Below are 19,007 nucleotides of genomic sequence, written 5' to 3'. Positions count from 1 at the left end.
CTCCCAGGACCCTGAGCCCATGAGCGACGCCAACCGTGAACTGATTACCCGCTTCTACCAGGCCTTCCAGCGCCTCGATGCCGAGGCCATGGCTGCCTGCTACAGCGACGATGTCGTCTTCAGTGACCCGGTGTTCGGCACCCTGCGCGGCAAGGATGCCGCAGACATGTGGCGCATGCTCACCCAGCGGGCAAAGGCGTTCTCCCTTACCTTCGACAAGGTGCGGGCGGATGAGCACGGCGGTGCGGCGCAGTGGTTGGCGACCTACACGTTTGCCCAGACCGGGCGCACGGTGGTCAACCGCATTCAGGCGCGTTTTCTGATTCGGGACGGGCTGATCTACCAGCACGACGACAGCTTCGACCTGTGGGGGTGGTCGCGCCAGGCGCTGGGCACGCTGGGTTTGCTGCTGGGCTGGACACCCTGGCTGCAGGGTAAGGTACGCCAGCAGGCCTTCAAGGGCCTGCGAGCGTTCCAGCATGCTCAAGGTAGCGCGACGGCCTGATCGCTTTCGTAGTAGCTGAAGGTGGCGCGTTCAGTGCCATCTTGCGGCAGGCGGATGCGTATCACCGGTATGAAGCCGCCGTAGGTCTTGTGCCAGTCTTGCTGGTCGGCCTGAGCCTGCTGCAAGGCACCATACTCGCCCTCGATGTGGAAGAACGACTGGATGGGCAGGGTATTGGCGCTGGCTTCTTCCCAGGCGCCTACCAATACTTCGTTCCAGGGGAACGGCATTTCCTGTGCGAACAGCTGCTGGCCGCGCAGGCTTTGGTAGAAGGCGTCGGCCCGCTCCGGCACGCGTGTGCGGCGGATGTCGAAGGCGCACTGGCGTTTATAGTCGCCGGTTTTCCTGTAGTGGGCTATCCAGTCTTCGGCGCTGAGCACGCCCTGCTCGTGGCAGGCGGCTTCGCGTTCAGGGGTCTGGCGGTTATCGCCGCAGCCCCGGTTGTCTCGCTCCCAGGTGTCACCGTCGGTGGGCCAGGCGCACAGCATCTCGTAGTGCAGCGAGCCCTTGGGCCGCTGCAGCAGAGGGTAGAGGGTGAAGCCGCTGCGCCCGTCGGCGGCCAGCCGGGTGACAGGCAAATCGCGACGCAGGTACGAGAACGAAACCCCGCCCTTGTCCTTGCTGTTCTGGCTATGATGCCAGGTGTGATAGTGCGGGGATGGCCGGGTGGACCTGAGCAGTACCCCCGAGCAGGCATGGGCCGGTACGGCGTTGCCTTCGCACTGTGCTGGGGTAGCGTCGTAGTTGCGCTGCATGCGCTGCGCGGTTTTCTCGCCGATGGACGCCTGGGTGGCAGAGGCTGCCGTTAGCAGTGCGACGGTCAGCCACATACGGGTTTTACAAGCAAGCATGATGAAGCCCTCGATGTGTGGGCTCATCAAATTAATGATGGAAAGGGCAGGCGTCGTGAGTGAACAAGTGCCGGGTCAGGCAATGAAACCTTGGTATGTGTACCTGGTCAGGGCCGCCAACGGTTCGCTGTACTGCGGTATCAGCGACGACCCGCAGCGGCGCTTCGTGGCGCACCAGAACGGCAGGGGGGCGCGGTATTTCAAGACCAGCCCGGCCCAGGCGCTGGTGTATGTGGAGCAATGGCCGGACAAGGGCGAGGCCCTGCGGCAGGAGCGGCTGGTCAAACGGCTGCGCAAGTCGGCGAAGGAGGCCTTGGTGGCCTCCTATACCGCACCCGCCGCTGTCTAGGGTAGCCTGGGCCTTAGTCCTTGCGCCGCTTGAGCTGGTCGACCAGGGTGGTCGGCAAGCCTTTGATGATCAGCGTCCCTGCGGCTTCGTCATACTCCACCTTGTCACCCAGCAGATGGGCCTCGAAGCTGATCGACAACCCCTCGGCGCGCCCGGTGAAGCGGCGGAACTGGTTGAGGGTGCGTTTATCGGCAGGTATTTCCGGCGACAGGCCGTAGTCCTTGTTGCGGATATGGTCGTAGAACGCCTTGGGGCGCTCTTCGTCGATCAGGCTGGACAATTCTTCCAGGGTGACCGGTTCGCCCAGTTTGGTCTGGGTCGTGGCGTACTCCACCAGTGTCTGGGTTTTTTCCCGGGCGGACGCTTCAGGCAGGTCCTCGCTTTCCACGAAATCGCTGAAGGCCTTGAGTAGCGTGCGGGTTTCGCCCGGGCCGTCGACCCCTTCCTGGCAGCCGATGAAGTCACGGAAGTAGTCCGATACCTTCTTGCCGTTCTTGCCCTTGATGAACGAGATGTACTGCTTGGAGTTCTGGTTGTTCTTCCATTCCGACAGGTTGATGCGTGCTGCCAGGTGCAATTGGCCCAGGTCCAGGTGCCGTGATGGCGTGACGTCGAGTTCGGCGTTCACGGCCACGCCTTCGCTGTGGTGCAGCAGGGCGATGGCCAGGTACTCGGTCATGCCCTGCTGGTAGTGGGCGAAGAGGATGTGCCCGCCCGTAGAGAGGTTGGACTCTTCCATCAGCTTTTGCAGGTGTTCGACGGCCATGCGGCTGAACGCGGTGAAATCCTTGTCTGCATCCAGGTACTGTTTAAGCCAGCCGCTCAGGGGGTAGGCCCCGGACTCGCCGTGGAAAAAGCCCCAGGCCTTGCCTTGTTTGGCGTTGTAGCTGTCATTCAGGTCGGCCAGCAGGTTTTCGATGGCGTCGGAGGCGGCCAGTTCAGTGTCGCGGGCGTGCAGCACAGCGGGGCTGCCATCGGGCTTTTTGTCGATCAGGTGAACGATGCAATGGCGGATTGGCATGGGATTCTCAACGGGCTGCAAAAGGCCTGAAGTTTACCTCAGACGCAGGGCGATGCAGTGGCCAGAAGTTGGCGCAAATGCCAGTTGCTCGTTTTTTAAGCAACTTTGTGGCTTTAAGGCGAAAAACCCCCGAAAAACCCGCATTAAATCGGGGTGCGCAGCGGATATTTGTTCATTCGTGTGATAGCTTTGCGCGGTCTTGCGCCCCTGCTGTGGCGCATTGCTGGCAGTGCACGCTCGCCACGTCGAACCAAACGCCGATTTGTGTATCTACATACCCAATTGGCGCGGCCCGCCAAGTTGACGGGGCTGGCCCGATAACGTCGTCGTTCGCTGCAAAACCATCGAATTTGATAGGGAAGGAACACCACCATGGCATTGACCAAAGACCAACTGATTGCCGATATCGCCGAATCGATCTCTGCACCGAAAGCCACCGCCAAGAACGCTCTGGAGCAACTGGGCCAGATCGTTGCCGACCAGCTGGAAAACGGCGCTGAAATCACCCTGCCAGGCATCGGCAAGCTGAAAGTCTCCGAGCGTCCTGCCCGTACCGGCCGCAACCCTTCGACTGGCGCTGCCATCGAAATCGCTGCCAAGAAAGTCGTCAAGTTCGTGCCAGCCAAAGTGCTGACCGACGCTATCAACAAGTAATTCTTGTTGGTTTGACGAAACCGCGCCCGGCTTGCCCGGGCGCGGTTTTTTCATGCATTCGATTCTGGTCGGGCGTACCAGGCCTGGCGCGCCGCTTGCGCATGGAAGCTCCAGGCCACCATGCGGCTCTGCTTTTGCCCCTGGCCCATTTCGCTGATGCGTACCGCCTTCGCCCCGGCTTTTTTCAGCGCGGCCTCGATGCCGGGCAGGTTGCTGGCCTTGGACACCAGGCTGGTGAACCACAGCACTTGCTGGGCGTATTGCACGCTTTCGCCAACCAGTTGGGTGACGAAGCGGATTTCACCCCCCTCGCACCACAGCTCGTTGTTCTGGCCACCAAAGTTCAGCACAGGCAACTTGCGTTTAGGGTCCTGCTTGCCGAGGTTCTTCCATTTGCGCTGGCTACCCCGGGTGGCTTCCTCGCGTGAGGCATGGAAGGGCGGGTTGCACAGTGTCAATGCCAGGCGCTCGTCCGCTTGCAGCAGCCCGGTGAGGATATGCGCAGCGTTTGCCTGCTGGCGCAGGGCTATGGCCTTGCTCAGGCCGTTGGCCTGCACGATGGCCTTGGCCGAGGCCAGCGCGACGGGGTCGATGTCCGAGCCCAGAAAGCGCCAGCGATAGTCGCTGTGGCCCAGCAACGGGTAGATACAGTTTGCCCCCACCCCCACATCCAGAACGCGTACCTGGGCCCCTCTGGGGATTTCGCCGCCATTGTCCTCCGCTAGCAGGTCGGCGGCCACGTGCAGGTAGTCGGCGCGGCCCGGGATAGGCGGGCACAGGTAGTCCGCGGGAATGTCCCAATGCTGGATGCCGTACTGCGCCTTGAGCAGGGCGCGGTTGAACACCCGCACGGCTTCGGGGTTGGCGAAGTCGATGCTGGGTTTGCCGTAGGGGTTGGTGATGGTGAAGCGGGCCAGGTCGGGGTGTGCCTTGATCAGGCTGGGGAAGTCATAACGGCCCTGGTGGCGGTTACGCGGGTGCAGGGTGGGCTTTTCAGTCATGGTTGGGTCCGGTGATACGGTGCCGGCCCATTCGCGGCCAAGGCCGCTTCCACTGGGATGTTCGTCCCCTTGGAAGCGGCCTTGGCCGCGAACGAGGGCATGGCCCCCGCCGGTCACATCCGCAATGTCAGGTTACAGCGCTGCAATCCGCGCGTGCTGCTCGGTAAAGTTGGCCAGCGCCTGTTCGGACTCCGCCAGCTTCGCACGCTCTTTCTCGATCACCGCAGGCGGTGCCTTGTCGACGAAGGCAGCGTTGGACAGCTTGCCACCCACGCGCGCCACTTCGCCTTGCAGGCGCTGGATTTCCTTGTTCAGGCGTGCCAGCTCGGCATCCTTGTCGATCAGCCCGGCCATGGGTACCAGTACCTGCAGGTCGCCCACCAGGGCAGTGGCCGACAAAGGTGCTTCGTCAGCATCACCCAGCACGGTGAACGACTCGACCTTGGCCAGCTTCTTCAGCAGCGCTTCGTTTTCCTGCAGGCGGCGCTGGTCGTCGGCGTTGGCGTTCTTCAGGAACAGCGGCAGCGGCTTGCCTGGGCCGATGTTCATTTCGGCGCGGATGTTGCGCAGGCCTACCATCAGTTCCTTGAGCCATTCGATATCGCCTTCGGCCGCGGCATCGATGCGGGCCTCAACGGCTACCGGCCATGGCTGCAGCATGATGGTCTTGCCTTCGATGCCGGCCAGCGGCGCAATGCGCTGCCAGATTTCTTCGGTAATGAACGGCATGAACGGGTGCGCCAGGCGCAGTGCCACTTCCAGTACGCGCACCAGGGTGCGACGGGTACCACGGGCGCGCTCGACCGGGGCGTTTTCGTCCCACAGCACAGGCTTGGACAGCTCAAGGTACCAGTCGCAGTACTGGTTCCAGATGAACTCGTACAGCGCCTGGCTGGCCAGGTCGAAGCGGAACTGCTCCAGCTGGCGAGTCACCTCGGCTTCGGTGCGCTGCAACTGCGAGATAATCCAGCGGTCAGCCAGCGACAGCTCGTAGGCTTCGCCGTTCTGGCCACAGTCTTCACCCTTGTCCAGCACGTAGCGGGCCGCGTTCCAGATCTTGTTGCAGAAGTTGCGGTAGCCTTCGACGCGGCCCATGTCGAACTTGATGTCACGGCCTGTGGAGGCCAGCGAGCAGAAGGTGAAACGCAGGGCGTCGGTGCCGTAGCTGGCGATACCTTCGGGGAACTCGGCCTTGGTCTGCTTGGCGATCTTCTCGGCCAGCTTGGGCTGCATCATGCCGCTGGTGCGTTTTTCCAGCAGGGCGTCGAGGGTGATACCGTCGACGATGTCCAGAGGGTCCAGCACGTTACCCTTGGACTTGGACATCTTCTGGCCCTGGCCATCACGCACCAGGCCATGCACATACACGGTCTTGAACGGTACCTGCGGGGTGCCGTCCTCGTTCTTCACCAGGTGCATGGTCAGCATGATCATGCGCGCCACCCAGAAGAAGATGATGTCGAACCCGGTGACCAGCACATCGGTGGAGTGGAATTTCTTGAGGAATTCGGTTTGCTCCGGCCAGCCCAGGGTGGAAAAGGTCCACAGGCCCGAACTGAACCAGGTGTCGAGCACGTCGTCGTCCTGGCGCAGGTTCACCTCGGCGCCCAGGTTGTGCTTGGCGCGGACTTCCTGCTCGTTGCGGCCCACATACACCTGGCCGGCTTCGTCGTACCAGGCCGGGATGCGGTGGCCCCACCACAGCTGGCGGCTGATGCACCAGTCCTGGATGTCGCGCATCCAGGAGAAATACATGTTCTCGTATTGCTTGGGCACGAACTGAATGCGGCCGTCTTCCACGGCGGCGATCGCAGGTTCTGCCAGCGGCTTGGTAGAGACATACCACTGGTCGGTCAGCCACGGCTCGATCACGGTGCCCGAGCGGTCACCCTTGGGCACTTTCAGCGCGTGGTCATCGATGCTGACCAGCAGGCCCTGGGCATCCAGGTCGGCGACGATCTGCTTGCGGGCGACGAAGCGGTCCAGGCCGGCGTACTGGGCTGGCAGGCCAGTGTCGACCTGCTCGTTGACGCTGCCATCGAGGTTGAACGCCTGCGCGGCACCCAGCACCATGGCGTTCTTGTCGAAGATATTCAGCAGCGGCAGGTTGTGGCGCTTGCCCACTTCGTAGTCGTTGAAATCGTGAGCCGGGGTGATCTTCACGCAGCCAGTGCCGAACGCCGGGTCGCAGTAGTCATCGGCGATGATCGGAATGCGGCGGCCGACCAGGGGCAGTTCGACGAATTTACCGATCAGCGCCTGGTAGCGTTCGTCAGCCGGGTTCACCGCAACGGCCGCATCGCCCAGCAGGGTTTCCGGGCGGGTGGTTGCGACCACCAGGTAGCCCAGGCCTTCGGCCGTGGTGGCGCCGTCGGCCAGCGGATAACGCAGGTTCCATAGGTGGCCCTTCTCGTCGTGGTTTTCCACTTCAAGGTCGGAGATGGCCGTGTGCAGCTTGGTATCCCAGTTCACCAGGCGCTTGCCGCGGTAGATCAGGCCGTCTTCGTGCAAGCGCACGAAGGCTTCCTTGACAGCGTCGGACAGGCCGTCGTCCATGGTGAAGCGCTCGCGGCTCCAGTCCACCGACGAGCCCAGGCGGCGGATCTGCCGGCTGATGTTGCCACCGGACTGGTCCTTCCACTCCCAGACCTTTTCCAAGAACTGTTCGCGGCCCAGGTCATGACGGTTCTGGCCTTTCGCTTCGAGCTGGCGCTCTACCAGCATCTGCGTGGCGATACCGGCGTGGTCGGTGCCAGGTTGCCACAGGGTGTCGCGGCCCTGCATGCGACGGAAACGGATCAGGGCATCCATGATCGCGTTGTTGAAGCCGTGGCCCATGTGCAGGCTGCCGGTCACGTTCGGCGGCGGAATCATGATGGTGTAGGACTCGCCTGCACCTTGTGGGGCGAAATAGTTCTCGGCCTCCCAGGTGTTGTACCAGGAAGTTTCGATGGCGTGCGGCTGGTAGGTCTTATCCATGCGCGGCGGGACCCTGTGCATTAATTCGGGAAAGCCGAGAAGTATAACCAAGCTGGTGGCCGCAGGCGACAGGCTGCTGCTATCTGGCGGGGCAGGGGCAGCCTGCGCGGGTAAACCTGCGCCCACCGGCCCGCATCACCTTGATGCTCTGTAGGAGCGGGTTCACCCGCGAAGCAGGCGCCGCCGAATACTGGAGTTACTCCGAACGCTTGATCAACCGCTCGATGCGCGCGTCCAGCCGGCGCTTGATCTCGTTCTCGATGTGCGGGGTGAAGTCGTTGATCACATCTTGCATGATCATCTGTGCGGCAGCGCGCAGTTCGCTTTCCAGGTGCAACAGGGTGTCCTGGCGGCGCGCTTGCGGGTTGTCATCGGCTGCGGCGGGTTGCCCGTCAACCGCGGAGGCAGCGTTGCCGGCCGGCTCGTCGAGGTGCAACGGCATCTGCTCCACAGTGTCGGTGAGCAGCGGTGGCTGCAGGTCGGCATCACCGAGCAGCTGGCGGATCGACTCGAGGTCATCGAGCAGATGGTTGGAATCTGGCAGGGGGGAGTGCTTGTCCATCGTCGTCAAAATCGCTGTAAGCGGTGGTCTTGCAGAGCATAGCCCTGTTCACGGTAGAAACGGAATCGCTCACGGGCTGATTGGCGGATGCCGGGCTCTTCCACGACGATTTCCGCCACCCGCTCGAACTGCCCGACGAAGCCTGGCACCGCCGCACCCAGGTTGATCAGCAGGTCGCAGTGCGCGCCTGCGTCTTCGCCCAGACCCAGCGCCACGCTGGCATCGGGTTGGGCCTCGGCCATGTCGTGGGGCACGAAGGCTTCACCCCTGAACGCCCACAGCCGTTGGTCCAGTGCCATGCGCTGGGCCTCATCCTGGCAGTGCAGGTACACACGGTGGCCCAGGCGCCAGGCCTTGTCGCACAGCTTGCAGGCGAAATCCAGGCGCGCCGACAGGGCGTCGGTGGGCAGGATATAGAAATCGACTTTGCTCATGGGAATATCGCCGGCCGGTGGCGCACCGCGCGCCACCGGCTCAGGGCGTCAGGCGCCGGCGCGGTCCAGCAGGTACTGGGTGAGCAGGGGCACCGGGCGGCCAGTGGCGCCCTTGTCCTTGCCGCCGCTGACCCAGGCGGTGCCCGCGATGTCCATGTGCGCCCACTGGTAGGCCTTGGCAAAGCGCGACAGGAAGCAGCCAGCCGTGATGGTGCCGGCCTTGGGCCCGCCGATGTTGCCCATGTCGGCGAACGGGCTGTCCAGCTGCTCCTGGTACTCGTCGAACAACGGCAATTGCCAGGCGCGGTCGTCGGCACGCTTGCCGGCATCGAGCAACTGGCCCACCAGCGCGTCGTCATTGCCCATCAGGCCGGTGGTGTGGCTGCCCAGGGCAACGATGCAGGCGCCGGTGAGGGTGGCGATGTCGATCACGGCCTGGGGCTTGAAGCGCTCGGCGTAGGTCAGGGTGTCGCACAGCACCAGGCGGCCTTCGGCATCGGTGTTGAGGATTTCAACCGTCTGCCCGCTCATGGTGGTGACGATGTCGCCCGGGCGGGTTGCGCCGCCGCTGGGCATGTTCTCGGCGCAGGCCAGCAGGCACACCAGGTTGATCGGCAGTTGCAGTTCCAGCACGGCGCGCAGCGTGCCCAGCACACTGGCCGCGCCGCACATGTCGTATTTCATTTCGTCCATGCCGGCACCTGGCTTGAGGCTGATGCCGCCGGTGTCGAAGGTGATGCCCTTGCCCACCAGCACGAACGGCTTCTCGGCCTTCTTGCCGCCCTGGTAGTTCAGCACGATCAGGCGTGGCGGCTGGTCGCTGCCCTGGCCCACGGCATAGAACGCACCCATGCCCAGGTCCTTGATTTTTTTCTCGTCCAGCACTTCGACCTTAAGGCCCTTGTGGGCTTTGCCCAGGTCCTTGGCCTGTTCGGCCAGGAAGCTTGGGTGGCACAGGTTTGGCGGCAGGTTGCCCAGGTCGCGGGTGAAGGCCATGCCGGTGGCGATGGCACTGGCGTGTTGCACGGCGCGCTCGACCTCGGCCTGGCCTGCCTTGTCGGCCAGCAGGGTGACTTTTTTCAGGGCGCGGGGCTCGGCTTTCTGGCTTTTGAAACGATCGAATACGTATTCGCCGTCCAGCAGGGTTTCGGCCAGCAGGCGGTATTTGCCGTAGTGGGCGTCGCGGTTGCTGACTGCGATATCATCCAGGGCCAGCACGGCATCGGCGCCATTCAGGCCCTTGAGTACGCCGGCAACGCTTGCCACCAGCTTGCGCCAGGCGCGGTCGCCCAGGGCTTCATCCTTGCCGCAGCCAACCAGCAGCACACGTTCGGCCTTGAGGCCCGGCACATTGTGCAGCAGCAGGGTCTGGCCCGGCTTGCCGAGCAGGTCGCCACGCTTGAGCACGGCGCTGATGGCGCCTTCGCAGGCCTGGTCTACGCCCTTGGCCACGGCGCCCAGCGTACGTTTTTCACCAACTGCGATCACCAGCGTTGCAGTTTTTACGGATGCAGCGGCTACGCTTTTTACAACCAGTTCCATGTCAGGGTCCCCGAATGATCGATACGTGTGGCGCCGTGTGTGCCGGCGCTCTGGACGGGGCTGGCCGCGCCATGGCGCGCCAGCGGAAAAGCTGCCAGTTTGAGCCTGCGGCAAGCGTGCTGACAACCCCGTTGTGCGGCTTGATGCGCACCAAGTGACAGGGGCGATCAATCACAGGATAATGCGCGCACTTTATATGAAGGTTCGCTTGTGGCGAACCCGCATTGGCCTTGGATGTACTAAGTCATCGTCTGGTGCCATTCAATGGCAGTCCGTGCTGACAGCCCAGGAGTGTCTGGTTTGATCGTCTTTCGTTATCTGTCCCGCGAGGTCCTGGTGACCTTGAGCGCCGTCAGCGCAGTGCTGCTGGTGATCATCATGAGCGGCCGCTTCATCAAGTACCTGGCCCAGGCTGCCCAGGGCGTGCTCGACCCGGGCGTGCTGTTCCTGATCATGGGCTTCCGCCTGCCAGGGTTCCTGCAACTCATCCTGCCGCTGGGGCTGTTCCTGGGCATCCTGCTTGCCTACGGCCGGCTGTACCTGGAAAGCGAAATGACCGTGCTATCGGCCACGGGCATGAGCCAGCAGCGTTTGCTGGGCATGACCATGGCACCCGCCGCGCTGGTGGCACTGCTGGTTGCCTGGCTGAGCCTGAGCCTCGCGCCGCTGGGCGTTGCCCAGGTGCAGAAGATCATCAGCCAGCAGGACGCCCTGACCGAGTTCGACACCTTGGTGCCGGGCCGCTTCCAGACCCTGCGCGACGGTTCCCGGGTGACCTACACCGAACAGCTGTCGGATGACCGGGTGAACCTGGCCGGGGTGTTCATTTCGGAAAAACGCTTCAACCAGGACAAGACCAAGGACCGCGCCCCCTCGGTGCTGGTGGCCGAGCGTGGTCACCAGGAAATCCAGGCCGACGGCAACCGCTACTTGGTGCTGGAAAACGGCTACCGCTACGACGGCAACCCGGGCCAGGCCGATTACCGCGCCATCAAGTACGACACCTACGGTGTGCTGCTGCCCAAGCCGGAGGTGAGCGAAGAGGTCACCGAGCGCGAAGCCATCCCCACCACCGAGCTGTTCGGCTCGACGGACCTGCGCGAGCGCGCCGAGCTGCAGTGGCGGCTGTCGCTGCCCATCCTGGTCTTCATCGTGACCCTGCTGGCGGTGCCGCTGTCCCGCGCCAACCCTCGGCAGGGGCGCTTCCTCAAGCTGCTGCCGGCAATTCTTCTGTACATGGCTTACCTGACAATGCTGATTTCCGTTCGCGGTGCCCTCGAGAAAGGCAAGCTGCCCATTGGCCTGGGCATGTGGTGGGTCCACGGCCTGTTCCTGCTGATCGGGCTGGGGATCATGTACTGGGAGCCCCTGCGCCTCAAGCGTGCTGCCCGCCGTGCGGAGGTGACCCGTGGCTAAGCTCGACCGCTACATCGGCCAGAGCGTGCTCATGGCCATTCTGGCCGTACTGGGGATCATCCTCGGTTTGGCGTCCCTGTTTGCCTTCATCGACGAGATGGGTGACCTGAGCGATACCTACACGGTGATGGATGCAGGCAAGTATGTGCTGCTTACCGCCCCGCGCCGGGTGTACGACATGCTGCCGATGGCGGCGCTCATCGGCTGCCTGATTGGCCTGGGTACCCTGGCCAGCAGCAGCGAGCTGACCATCATGCGTGCGGCGGGGGTTTCCATCGGCCGCATCGTCTGGGCCGTGATGAAGCCCATGCTGGTGCTGATGCTGGTCGGCCTGCTGATTGGCGAATACGTAGCGCCGGTCACCGAGAATACGGCCCAGGCCGATCGCTCACTGGCGCAAGGTGGCGGTGAAGCACAGAGCTCCAAGCGTGGCATGTGGCACCGCCAGGGCGAGGAGTTCGTGCACATCAACTCGGTGCAGCCGAACAACCTGCTGCTGGGGGTGACACGCTACCGTTTCGACGACCAGCGCAAGATCATCAGTTCCAGCTTCGCGCGCCGGGCCCGTTATGAAAACGAGCAGTGGGTACTCAGCGATGTGCGTACCACGTTCTTCCGCGGCGACCATACCGAGGTAGTGCAGGCCCCTGAAGAGAAGTGGGATGTGTCGGTTACGCCGCAGTTGCTCAATACCGTGGTCGTGGCACCGGAGTCGCTGTCGATCACCGGCCTGTGGGACTACATCCACTACCTGTCCGACCAGGGCCTGAACAACGCGCGCTACTGGCTGGCGTTCTGGACCAAGGTGCTGCAACCGGCTGTGACCGCAGCGCTGGTACTGATGGCCATTTCCTTCATCTTCGGGCCCCTGCGTTCGGTCACCTTGGGCCAACGCGTGTTCACCGGCGTATTGGTGGGCTTCGTGTTCCGCATTGCCCAGGACCTGCTGGGGCCATCCAGCCAGGTGTTCGGCTTCCCGCCCTTGTTGGCCGTGGTGTTGCCGGCCGCCATTTGCGCCTTGGCGGGGTTGTGGTTACTGCGTAGAGCAGGCTAATACCCCCGGCGACCTGCGGTCCCCTTGTAGGAGCGACCGCAGGTCGCGATGGGCTGCCCAGCAGCCCCAAGCCCCTGACACCACTAGCGCCGCTTCGGCACCCGCACCAACTGGCTCTCGGAATAGATGTCGTGCCAGCCCCGTTTGCGCGTGTCCACCAGCGCCCAGAAGAACCCCAACCCCAGGCATAGCCACGAGGCTATCGACACCACGAAGCGCAGCAGCGCCTGCCACAGGCTGATGGCTGTACCATCCGGGTTCTGTACCCGTATCCCCCACACCTGCATGCCCAGTGTCTGCCCGCCGTGGGTCCAGAACTTGGCAAAGAAACCAAACAGCACGAACACCAGCACGGTGGACAGTAACGGGTCGCCATCCAGTGCACCGGCCTCGGTCAGCGTGCGCATGCGTGCTTCGCCGATGATCGCCATCTGGATCATCTTGTAGGCGCCGGCAGTGACGATCAGCAGTGCCGTGCACAGCAAAAAATCATAGAACATTGCAGCCAGGCGTCGGCCCAGGCCAACCGGCGGAAAATCACCCTGAGGTAACAGCAGAGGCTTGGACATGCAGGACAGCTCCAGAAAACGGAGCCCTATTCTACGGGCAAAAAAAAGCCCCTGCACTTGGCAGGGGCTTTTCTATGGGTCTGGTGCGGATTAACCGAGCACCTGGACCTTGTCTGCCTGCAGGCCTTTTTGGCCTTGGACAGCTTCGAAGGAGACTTTCTGGCCTTCCTTCAGGCTCTTGAAGCCGTTGCCTTCGATGGCGCGGAAGTGCACGAACAGATCAGCACCGCTTTCTGGGGTGATGAAACCGTAACCTTTTTCGTCATTGAACCACTTGACGGTACCGTTCTGACGCTCAGCCATTGTCTTATTTCCTATGACGCTTAAATTTTGATGACAGTTTCTTTCACGTTATGAGTACGCGAAAGATTACCGGGCTGGGTTGCAGGAAAGTAAGAGACGTCGAACGGGTTGTAGCATAATGCGGCTACTGGCCCAGGTCACGAACTGTTGCGACCCATGCAAACACAGTGAGGTGACTCTACGCCAACTCTCGAACGAAAAACAAGCCCTGCGCAAGGGCTAAAATTGGCGCCTTGCCCGTTACCGACCAATGTGTCGGAAACGGCATGGTGGCTGGCCTGGCGCCCTGTTCAAAAAGTTATTAGGCAGGTTCGAAAACGTCTATACAACGGGGTTTTGTCACCTGCCCCAATGCCCATCAACCGCGGTAGTAACGTGGCGTCACAAAAGGCATTTTGCTCACCTTCAGGCCCACTTTCTTACCGCGGACAACTGCAAACAACGACGTATCAACTGCCGCGTGTTCACTGTCGATATAACCCATTGCCACGGGCGCACCGAGTGTCGGCCCAAAACCGCCGCTGCACACTTTGCCGATTGGGTTGTCATGGGCATCCACGATATCGGCGCCCTCACGCACGGGGGTGCGTTCCTGCGGTAATAGCCCTACGCGCTTGCGGGCGACGCCCTCGCGCTGCTGCCTGAACAGGGCCTCAGCGCCTGGGAAGCCCCCGGCACGGGCACCGTCCGCACGGCGCGGCTTGGACACAGCCCACAGCAGGCTGGCTTCTACTGGCGTGGTTTCGGGGTTCATGTCGTGGCCATAAAGGCACAGGCCGGCCTCTAGCCGCAGGGAGTCACGTGCCCCCAGGCCGATCGGCTGTACCTCGGGTTCGGCCAGCAGCCTGCGCGCCAAGGCCTCGGCCGCACTGGCCGGCACCGAGATCTCGTAGCCGTCCTCCCCGGTGTAGCCGGAGCGGCTGACCCAGCAGTCTTCGCCCAGCAACCGCACCGCGTGCAGTTGCATGAACGTCATCCCGGCCACTTCGGGTGCCAGGCGCTGCAGCACCTGCGCCGCAGCGGGGCCTTGCAGGGCCAGCAGGGCACGCTGCTCGAACAGAGGTTGCACGCTGCAGCATGCGCCGATGTGTGCTTGCAGGTGGGCCAGGTCCTGGTCTTTGCACGCAGCGTTGACCACCAGCAGCAAGGTGTCATTGCCCAGGTTGGCCACCATCAGGTCGTCGAGAATACCGCCTTGTTCGTTGGTGAACATGGCATAACGCTGCAGGCCGACCGGCAGGTCGAGGATATCGACCGGTACCAGGGTTTCCAGGGCACGGGCGGCATCGCTGCCTTGCAGCAGAATCTGCCCCATGTGTGAAACATCGAACAAGCCGGCCTGTACGCGGGTGTGCAAGTGCTCCTTGAGTACCCCCAGTGGGTACTGGACGGGCATGTCGTACCCGGCAAACGGTACCATGCGCGCACCCAGTTCAAGGTGCAGGGCATGCAGCGGGGTCTTGAGCAGTGCTTGGGACATCAGTGACTCCTTGCGACTCGGGGAGGGCTGGCTGACCTGGCAACGGCCAGGCCAGGCAACGGCTTCATGCATCCTGGTAGCTTTCGATAGGTGGGCATGCGCACACCAGGTTGCGGTCGCCGTACACGTTGTCGACGCGGCTTACCGGTGGCCAGTACTTGCCCTCGATCAGGCTCGGCAGCGGATACACCGCCTGTTCGCGGGAGTAACCATGGGCCCACTCACCCACCAGCTCTGCGGCAGTGTGCGGTGCGTTTTTCAGCGGGTTGTCTTCCTTGTCCAGGGTGCCGTTCTCGACGGCGCGGATTTCTTCGCGGATCTGGATCATGGCGTTGCAGAAACGGTCGAGTTCTTCACGGGACTCGCTTTCGGTCGGCTCGATCATCAGCGTGCCAGCCACCGGGAAGGACATGGTCGGGGCGTGGAAGCCGAAGTCGATCAGCCGCTTGGCTACATCGTCCACGCTAATGCCGCTGCTGTCCTTGAGCGGGCGCAGGTCGAGGATGCATTCGTGGGCAACCAGGCCGTTGCTGCCGGTGTACAGCACCGGGTAGTGCTCTTCCAGGCGGCGGGCGATGTAGTTGGCGTTGAGGATCGCCATCTGCGAGGCGCGCTTGAGGCCTGCGCCCCCCATCATGCGGATGTACATCCAGGTGATGGGCAGGATGCTGGCACTGCCGAACGGTGCCGCACACACGGCCCCTGTTGGGTTGGCCAGCGCAGCATGGCCCGGCAGGAACGGCGCCAGGTGCGACTTGACGCCAATCGGGCCAACACCCGGGCCGCCCCCGCCATGGGGTATGCAGAACGTTTTGTGCAGGTTGAGGTGGGACACGTCGCCGCCGAACTTGCCCGGTGCGCACAGGCCGACCATGGCGTTCATGTTGGCGCCGTCGATATACACCTGGCCACCATTGCTGTGGATGATCGAGCAGATCTCGCCGATTGCCTCTTCGAACACGCCATGGGTGGACGGGTAGGTGATCATCAGCGCGGCGAGGCGGTCGCGGTGCTCCAGCGCCTTGGCCCGCAGGTCGGCCACATCGACATTGCCGCGCGCGTCACAGGCGGTGACCACCACCTGCATGCCAGCCATGTGGGCCGTGGCCGGGTTGGTACCGTGCGCCGACGATGGGATCAGGCAGATATCGCGATGCCCTTCGTTGCGGCTGCGGTGGTAGGCGCGGATCGCCAGCAGGCCGGCATACTCGCCCTGTGAGCCCGCATTGGGCTGCAGCGACACGGCATCGTAGCCGGTGGCCGCGCACAGCATCGCTTCCAGCTCGTTGGTCATCTGCAGGTAACCCTGGCTTTGCTCGGCCGGGGCGAAGGGGTGCAGGTTGCCGAATTCGGCCCAGGTCACCGGGATCATTTCGCTGGCAGCGTTGAGTTTCATGGTGCATGAACCCAGCGGGATCATACTGCGGTCCAGCGCCAGGTCCTTGTCGGCCAGCCGGCGCAGGTAGCGCATCAGTTCGGTTTCGCTGTGGTAGCGGTTGAACACCGGGTGTTCCAGGTAAGCCGAACTGCGCAGCAGCACCTCTGGCAGCAGCGTCGTGCTGGTGGCGGCCAGTGCGTCGAAGTCGGGCTGAGGCTGGTCGCCGCCCAACAGTTGCCACAGGCTTTGCACATCGGCCTGGGTGCTGGTTTCGTCCAGCGAAATGCCCACATGCCCGGCATCCACCTGGCGCAGGTTGATGCCCTGGGCGCGAGCCATTTCGTGCAGGCTGGCAGTATTGCCGCCGATGGCCAGGGTGAGGGTGTCGAACGCGCTGCTGCCCACCGGCTCGATACCCAGCGCACGCAGGCCTGCGGCCAGCACCGAGGTCAGCCCATGAATGCGTTCGGCGATGCGCTTGAGGCCCAGGGGGCCGTGGTACACGGCAAACATACTGGCGATGTTGGCCAGCAGTACTTGCGCCGTGCAGATGTTGCTGGTGGCTTTCTCACGGCGAATGTGCTGCTCGCGGGTCTGCATGGCCAGGCGCAGGGCCGTTTTGCCGAAGCGGTCGATGGACACGCCTACCAGCCGGCCCGGCATGTCGCGCTTGAACGCGTCACGGGTGGCGAAGTAGGCCGCGTGTGGCCCACCGAAGCCAAGCGGCACCCCGAACCGTTGGGCGCTGCCGATGGCCACGTCGGCCTCGAATTCGCCAGGCGGGGTCAGCAGGGTAAGCGCCAGCAGGTCGGCTGATACGGCCACCAGCGCGTTGGCATCATGGAACCGCTGCACCACTTCGCGGTAGTCCAGCACTTCGCCGGTGCTGGCCGGGTATTGCAGCAGCGCGCCGAAATACGCACTGACATCGCCCAGCTCACGTTCATCCCCCACCTCGATGCTGATACCCAGGGGTTCTGCACGGGTGCGCAGTACATCGAGGGTTTGCGGGTGGCAGTGGACCGATGCAAAGAAGCTGTGGCTGGCCTTGTTCTTCGACAGGCGCTTGCAGAAGGTCATGGCTTCGGCGGCTGCGGTGGCCTCGTCCAGCAAGGACGCGTTGGCAATCGGCAGGCCGGTCAGGTCGCAGACCAGCGTCTGGAAGTTGAGCAGTGCTTCCAGGCGCCCTTGGGAAATTTCTGGCTGGTAAGGCGTGTAGGCCGTGTACCAGGCCGGGTTCTCCAGCAGGTTGCGCAGAATGGGCGCAGGGGTGTGGGTGTTGTAGTAACCCTGGCCAATATAGCTTTTGAACAGCTGGTTCTTGCTGGCGATGGCTTTGAGCGCTGCCAGCGCATCAGCTTCGCTCTGGCCCTGGTGCTCACCCAGCACGCTGGTGCCTTTGATGGACGCAGGGATGACGGCGTCTGTCATGGCCTGCAGCGAGTCGAAACCCAGGGTGGCGAGCATGGCCTGCTCGTCTTCGGTGCGCGGGCCGATGTGGCGTGCGATGAATTCGTTGGCAGTGCCGAGGTTGAAGGTCATGGCGGTTTCCTCAGGCGTCGTCGTTGGCGTTGAGCAGGCGGTCATAGGCCTGCTGGTCGAGCAGGGCGGTGACCTCGCTCATGTCGGCTGGCTTGAAGCGGAAGAACCAGCCATCACCCATGGGCGCTTCGTTGACCCGCTCAGGGCTGTCGTTGAGGGCGTCATTGACCGCGACCACCTCGCCGGCCAAGGGCATGTACACCCCGCTGGCCGCTTTCACCGATTCCACGGTGGACGCTTCGGCACCCTTCTCGTAGTGCTGAAGTTCGGGCAGTTGCACGTAGACCACATCGCCGAGGGCATGCTGAGCATAGGCCGTAATGCCCACAGTGACAGTGCCATCGGCTTCGACGCGCAGCCATTCGTGATCTTCGGTGAAACGCAACTCGCTCATGGGGGCTCCTCGTGAACCGGGACGGTGGCGCGATTGGGCTCGCGCTCTAGGTGGAAGATTGCTAGCAATAATGTGGCCAACTGAGGAATGCCCCCGTTAAACCAAAGGGTAGAGCGCGTCATAAGGATCTCGGTAGGGGTAGCGTGTATCGAATTCGTTACGCATAGATTCGGTCTAAAAAGTCTTTTCCCTTCAGGCCGTTGGAGGTGGGCGCTTTGTGAGCACTGTTTCGTTTTCGTGACGTCGTTACGAATTCGATACGGCCTAATGCTGCTTCTTATTGAGTGTTGATGTTTCCTTCAATTCTTCCTATTAGGAATCGACTTAGAAGCAATTCGAAAATCTCCTATATTCGACTCTCGTAATACTTCTCGAGCTTGTATGGGATCACCTGCGTTTGTGGCTCTTAGTTTGCATGGCTGCTGAGAGTACCTATCTTCATGGGTCAAGTTAGCAAGGAAGCAAAGCCCTCTCTCATATAGGCGGCGATAGCCAAGATGTCTAAAATAGTTTCTGATTACACTGAGAAAGCGTTTTTAGCCATGGCCTATGCTCAAACGGTGGAGCGCAGAACAGCGCTTGTCAGGCTTCAAAGACACCTAATCTCCCGATAGGCCCCGCCCTTACCCGCTCGAGGAGCTACCAGGTCACTGAGGAACGCCTCACCAATGGAATAATTGGGGCAGCCATCGCAGTCAGTCATTCGTCATCCATTTCCCAAAGATCAAGGCCTGCCTCGGTTTTCGTTGCAGATAGAAAACGCAAAACCTATTCTCGCCCCGCGTGCGAATGCCGTTGTCTGGGAGATTGCCTCGGCTGCTCCTGCGGTCCTAACCGTATTCAGCACCTCATCATTGAAATGCAACGATGTCAGATATTTTCCACGGCCTTTAAGGCATTTGAAGTAAACGTGAGGGCCGTGATGGCCAAGCGAGCGAGGCAGTGAACGTGGCTCTACCCAACCGTGAAAACG

At 62.4% G+C, this 19,007-nt stretch carries 17 protein-coding genes; 5 read left to right on the top strand and 12 right to left on the bottom strand.

Features of this window, described 5'->3' with window-relative positions; translation table 11 throughout:
• Positions 1–19: 19 nt before the first annotated feature.
• Positions 20–505 (top strand): nuclear transport factor 2 family protein, encoded by a 486-nt coding sequence (locus tag APH25_RS12920; RefSeq protein ID WP_060482211.1) that lies wholly within the window; start codon positions 20–22, stop codon positions 503–505.
• On the opposite strand, the gene APH25_RS12915 is transcribed toward APH25_RS12920, so the two are convergent.
• Positions 484–1,356, bottom strand: coding sequence for a hypothetical protein (locus tag APH25_RS12915; RefSeq protein WP_156333162.1), 873 nt, complete (start codon positions 1,354–1,356; stop codon positions 484–486). The two genes, APH25_RS12920 and APH25_RS12915, sit on opposite strands and share 22 nt — an antisense overlap.
• Before the next feature lie 82 nt (positions 1,357–1,438).
• Between APH25_RS12915 and APH25_RS12910 the strand changes: the two genes are divergently transcribed.
• Complete coding sequence (locus APH25_RS12910; protein WP_236403231.1) at positions 1,439–1,705, top strand: GIY-YIG nuclease family protein; 267 nt, start codon at positions 1,439–1,441, stop codon at positions 1,703–1,705.
• A 13-nt stretch (positions 1,706–1,718) separates the two neighbouring features.
• Here APH25_RS12910 and yejK read toward each other — a convergent pair whose 3' ends face one another.
• Positions 1,719–2,726 carry a nucleoid-associated protein YejK gene (yejK, locus tag APH25_RS12905; RefSeq protein WP_028631510.1) on the bottom strand — a complete coding sequence of 336 codons (1,008 nt, stop codon included), beginning with the start codon at positions 2,724–2,726 and terminating at the stop codon, positions 1,719–1,721.
• A gap of 372 nt (positions 2,727–3,098) precedes the next feature.
• Here yejK and APH25_RS12900 point away from each other — a divergent pair, with 372 nt between their 5' ends.
• Entirely contained in the window at positions 3,099–3,380 is a 282-nt protein-coding gene (locus APH25_RS12900; RefSeq protein ID WP_028631509.1) for an HU family DNA-binding protein, read from the top strand.
• 50 nt (positions 3,381–3,430) lie between these two features.
• On the opposite strand, the gene rlmF is transcribed toward APH25_RS12900, so the two are convergent.
• The 5 genes from rlmF to APH25_RS12875 form a co-directional block, all read right to left on the bottom strand.
• A complete protein-coding gene (gene rlmF / locus APH25_RS12895; protein WP_060482209.1) occupies positions 3,431–4,381 on the bottom strand; it encodes a 23S rRNA (adenine(1618)-N(6))-methyltransferase RlmF in 951 nt (316 codons plus the stop codon).
• Between the two features lie 132 nt (positions 4,382–4,513).
• Positions 4,514–7,360 carry a valine--tRNA ligase gene (locus APH25_RS12890; RefSeq protein WP_060482208.1) on the bottom strand — a complete coding sequence of 949 codons (2,847 nt, stop codon included), beginning with the start codon at positions 7,358–7,360 and terminating at the stop codon, positions 4,514–4,516.
• Positions 7,361–7,556: 196 nt separating this feature from the next.
• The gene (locus APH25_RS12885) at positions 7,557–7,922 is read right to left on the bottom strand and encodes a hypothetical protein (RefSeq protein WP_060482207.1); all 366 of its coding nucleotides are present in this window, start codon (positions 7,920–7,922) and stop codon (positions 7,557–7,559) included.
• A 5-nt stretch (positions 7,923–7,927) separates the two neighbouring features.
• Positions 7,928–8,356, bottom strand: a complete 429-nt coding sequence (locus tag APH25_RS12880) for a DNA polymerase III subunit chi (RefSeq protein ID WP_060482206.1) — start codon at positions 8,354–8,356, stop codon at positions 7,928–7,930.
• A 48-nt stretch (positions 8,357–8,404) separates the two neighbouring features.
• On the bottom strand, positions 8,405–9,898 hold the full coding sequence (locus tag APH25_RS12875) for a leucyl aminopeptidase (RefSeq protein WP_060482205.1): 1,494 nt from the start codon (positions 9,896–9,898) through the stop codon (positions 8,405–8,407).
• 300 nt (positions 9,899–10,198) lie between these two features.
• Between APH25_RS12875 and lptF the strand changes: the two genes are divergently transcribed.
• Positions 10,199–11,314, top strand: coding sequence for an LPS export ABC transporter permease LptF (gene lptF / locus APH25_RS12865; RefSeq protein WP_028631503.1), 1,116 nt, complete (start codon positions 10,199–10,201; stop codon positions 11,312–11,314).
• The gene (gene lptG, locus APH25_RS12860; RefSeq protein WP_060482204.1) at positions 11,307–12,368 is read left to right on the top strand and encodes an LPS export ABC transporter permease LptG; all 1,062 of its coding nucleotides are present in this window, start codon (positions 11,307–11,309) and stop codon (positions 12,366–12,368) included. Before lptF ends, lptG begins: the two co-directional genes overlap by 8 nt.
• An 83-nt stretch (positions 12,369–12,451) precedes the next feature.
• Here lptG and APH25_RS12855 read toward each other — a convergent pair whose 3' ends face one another.
• The 5 genes from APH25_RS12855 to gcvH form a co-directional block, all read right to left on the bottom strand.
• Positions 12,452–12,937, bottom strand: a complete 486-nt coding sequence (locus tag APH25_RS12855; protein WP_028631501.1) for an RDD family protein — start codon at positions 12,935–12,937, stop codon at positions 12,452–12,454.
• Between the two features lie 90 nt (positions 12,938–13,027).
• Positions 13,028–13,240, bottom strand: a complete 213-nt coding sequence (locus APH25_RS12850) for a cold-shock protein (RefSeq protein ID WP_028631500.1) — start codon at positions 13,238–13,240, stop codon at positions 13,028–13,030.
• Positions 13,241–13,598: 358 nt separating this feature from the next.
• Positions 13,599–14,720, bottom strand: coding sequence for a glycine cleavage system aminomethyltransferase GcvT (gcvT, locus tag APH25_RS12845; RefSeq protein ID WP_371262506.1), 1,122 nt, complete (start codon positions 14,718–14,720; stop codon positions 13,599–13,601).
• 64 nt (positions 14,721–14,784) lie between these two features.
• Complete coding sequence (gene gcvP, locus APH25_RS12840; protein WP_060482203.1) at positions 14,785–17,640, bottom strand: aminomethyl-transferring glycine dehydrogenase; 2,856 nt, start codon at positions 17,638–17,640, stop codon at positions 14,785–14,787.
• Between the two features lie 10 nt (positions 17,641–17,650).
• Positions 17,651–18,034, bottom strand: a complete 384-nt coding sequence (gcvH, locus tag APH25_RS12835) for a glycine cleavage system protein GcvH (RefSeq protein WP_060482202.1) — start codon at positions 18,032–18,034, stop codon at positions 17,651–17,653.
• Positions 18,035–19,007 lie beyond the last annotated feature (973 nt).

The sequence above is a fragment of the Pseudomonas sp. NBRC 111119 genome (assembly GCF_001320125.1).
In the GTDB taxonomy this organism is placed as follows: domain Bacteria; phylum Pseudomonadota; class Gammaproteobacteria; order Pseudomonadales; family Pseudomonadaceae; genus Aquipseudomonas; species Aquipseudomonas parafulva.
The sequence above is the reverse complement of the archived record's forward strand: the minus strand, read 5'-3'. Positions and strand labels throughout refer to the sequence as shown.